5 protein-coding genes are annotated in these 3,019 nt (G+C 31.7%); all 5 read left to right on the forward strand.

All coding sequences use genetic code 11. The features are described from left to right. Positions 1-200 precede the first annotated feature (200 nt). The gene (locus AC1WHX_RS11530) at positions 201-473 is read left to right on the forward strand and encodes a hypothetical protein (RefSeq protein ID WP_481229405.1); all 273 of its coding nucleotides are present in this window, start codon (positions 201-203) and stop codon (positions 471-473) included. Positions 474-682: 209 nt separating this feature from the next. Next, entirely contained in the window at positions 683-1,015 is a 333-nt protein-coding gene (locus tag AC1WHX_RS11535; protein WP_481229407.1) for a hypothetical protein, read from the forward strand. Positions 1,016-1,184: 169 nt separating this feature from the next. Beyond that, positions 1,185-2,132 carry a hypothetical protein gene (locus tag AC1WHX_RS11540; protein WP_481229409.1) on the forward strand — a complete coding sequence of 316 codons (948 nt, stop codon included), beginning with the start codon at positions 1,185-1,187 and terminating at the stop codon, positions 2,130-2,132. After that, a complete protein-coding gene (locus tag AC1WHX_RS11545; protein ID WP_418236409.1) occupies positions 2,108-2,512 on the forward strand; it encodes an STAS-like domain-containing protein in 405 nt (134 codons plus the stop codon). Before AC1WHX_RS11540 ends, AC1WHX_RS11545 begins: the two co-directional genes overlap by 25 nt. A gap of 98 nt (positions 2,513-2,610) precedes the next feature. Then, positions 2,611-2,985 carry a hypothetical protein gene (locus tag AC1WHX_RS11550; RefSeq protein WP_418236410.1) on the forward strand — a complete coding sequence of 125 codons (375 nt, stop codon included), beginning with the start codon at positions 2,611-2,613 and terminating at the stop codon, positions 2,983-2,985. The last annotated feature ends 34 nt before the right edge of the window (positions 2,986-3,019 follow it).

Genomic DNA, 3,019 nt, shown 5'->3' on the forward strand with positions numbered 1-3,019 from the left:
TAATTCAAAAATTGAAATTGCTTGACTGCAAATTTAGTAACTTTGCTTGACAAAACATACGAAATAACAGTAACACGTTATAGTAGAGGATAGTATAGCCTCCGCTGTTGCGTGTTATTTGTATATTTACTTTAATCACGTATGTTTTGCGACTGGCAGCGGAGGCTTCTTTATATTAACCCCAAAAAATAAAAGAAGCCATGAATTTAAAAAAACGCTATCGTGAAGTTGTTGTTTTATTACACTGTAAGAAGTTCATTAGGGCAGTGATGCCGTTATTCCCCGATTCCCGTCGAGAAACGATCTTCCGTTCCGGAGATCCCCGTTCCGGAAAGTTCCCTTTCAAAATCTGTGCACCGGAGGTTGCCGATGATTTGCCGGATGATCTTTGTAAGATACCATTCGGGTTATACTCGTCACGTTATGATTATGCAGTTCGAAACAGCCGGTTCTCGGTCTTGGAGTCGGATTAATCCTTTTGGAATTGAAATTTTTTGAATCCGGAATTTTTTTGTTATGTTTGCAATGCAAAACATACGAAAATATATTACAACACGCTATAGTAGAGGAAAATTAAAGCCTCCGCCGTTGCGTGTTGTTTGTGTATTTACTCAAATCACGTATGTTTTGCGACTTAACAGCGGAGGCTTCTTTTATATTAACTTGAAAAATGAGAGAAGCCATGAATTTAAAAACACGTTGTTGCAGAGTTATAACCCTGTTCCTATATAAAAAGTTCATCCCGATAGTAATAACATTATTTCTTGCAGGTCGCAAAAAGACAGATACCTGCTTTCTCAAGAATAAACCATGTGAACCCTTTTCTAAAATTCCCGAGCTAAAGGTAATAAATAAAACGATATCGGATATTCCGGATGATAAATTTCGGGTTTCGTTCGGCCTTTATCTGTCGGGATATGATTATGAGGAGATCGCCGGCATTATGAACCTCCCTCTCCATGAGGTGGAGTATAATATACGGTTTGTCAAGGAAAAGCTGTCGTCCGGTCGCTGAATTGATACTGTTTTAGTTTTGAGAATTCCTTGTTTTATTCAATAATTTTTACAATATTGCGATCTCTTTATGATATGTATATATTATGATTCGGAGACTAAGATACCAGAAGAGACGATCAAGGATAGAACTTAAAAAATCAAGAAGACGAAAGTCTTATCTAAAGCAATTGCATATAAGACAACAACGTAAAGAAATAAATATAAGCTATCGAAAAGATGAGAAACCTATATTGCATATTAATGTGCCAGAATTATTTTCTGTCATAAAATATCCTGAAGTAACATTGAAATTTATTAAAGAATTAAAACACTTGAAATTTGATAATAAGATAAAGCATATATTTTTAGATTTAGAAAAAATAAAATCGATAGACATAGGTTCTATATGTATATTACTTTCTATAATGCATGAGCTTAAGGGTAAATCAATTGCAGGTAATTATCCTAAGGATGAAGAGTGCCGTAGAATTTTTGAAGAATCAGATTTTTTCTCTCATGTAAGGAGCAATACTTCCAAAACAAATAACAAAAATTTTATTATTAAGATAGGTTCTGATAAAACTTTAAATTCAAGTATTGGTGCGGCCATTAAAAAATCGATTTATAATATAGTTGGTAAAGAACAGCATTATCCTCCTGTATATAGTATAGTACAAGAGATGGCTGGTAATTCTATTGAGCATGCTTTTGATAAGAAGAAGTGTTGGTTTTTTTCCATTAATTTTGATGATTCAAATAATAAAATTAATTTTGTATTCACAGATAATGGTCATGGAATAATTAAAACTTTAAAAAGACGGTTTGGACAACAATTTTTTAAAGATATTCTTCGAGGAGAATTTAATGAAAATAGTGCTATTCTGCGAAAGGCATTTGATCAAAAATATGGATCAAGAACAGAAGAAATCAATCGAAACAAGGGCCTTCCTAAAATAAAGGCTGTAGTGGACGAAGAACATATCACAGATTTAATTGTTCTTAGTAACAAAGCCTATTTGAATTTAGGGCAAAATAAAAAAGCGATTGAGCTGAAAAATGAATTTCAGGGGACTTTTTATTGTTGGTCAGTAGATAAAAACAATATTGAATTATGGGAAAAGAAAAAAACAGAATAAGTATTCTTAATGATTATAATGAGTATCCGGGTCCCAGATATGCTAATCAGGGGGATGCTTCTGGAGAGGATTTTTATATCAAAGTACTCAATGACGCTTTCTTCAATTCAATAAAGAACAATCGAATTTTAGAAATAAATCTTGATAATACGGCAGGGTATGCATCGTCATTTTTAGATGAAGCATTTGGTAATTTAGTATATGATTTTACTTTATCATTAGTAAGAAACAATATTAGTATTGTTTCTAATGACGAACCTTCTTGGATTTCTATTATAACAGAAAAGACTTTTCCTCAATGGGAAAAGAGAAGGAAAAATGAAGACTCAATCAAACATACAATAGATTTTTCCAGACGAAAAACGATAACAGACCTATAATGATATCATGTGTTTCCACATCGGATATAATCGCCATTGTCGACATTGTTATTAATGCAATATTGGCAATAATTATAATTGTTATCATTCAAAAAAAAATGACGACAAAGCGAGTTTTGAAAGATTATTTTATTAATGAAATAAAAACTATACAGGAAGAATACTCTTTTTTTATCCAAGATATTATAGCAGGAAAGCAAAATGCAAAATCCTTATTGCCTTGGTTTAAAATAATGAACATGAGAATTTCTCGGTTAGAAAAGACTTTTCAAAAAGAATTAAAAATAAAACCAAGTATCCATTCGTTATCTACGGAGTTACAAATATCAATAACAGAAACTGACGAATTTAATGACTCTTTCAAAGAGGATAAATTATCTCCTAGTGAAAGTTTGAAAGCACTTATATATGAGAAGCAAAAAAATATTTTTGATGAGCTTGTTAATAAAGTTGTAGAAATTAATAGAAGTTAGACTGTAAGAAAGCATTATTATAGGTTTATAATCT

This window comes from Coprobacter sp. (genome assembly GCF_982436375.1).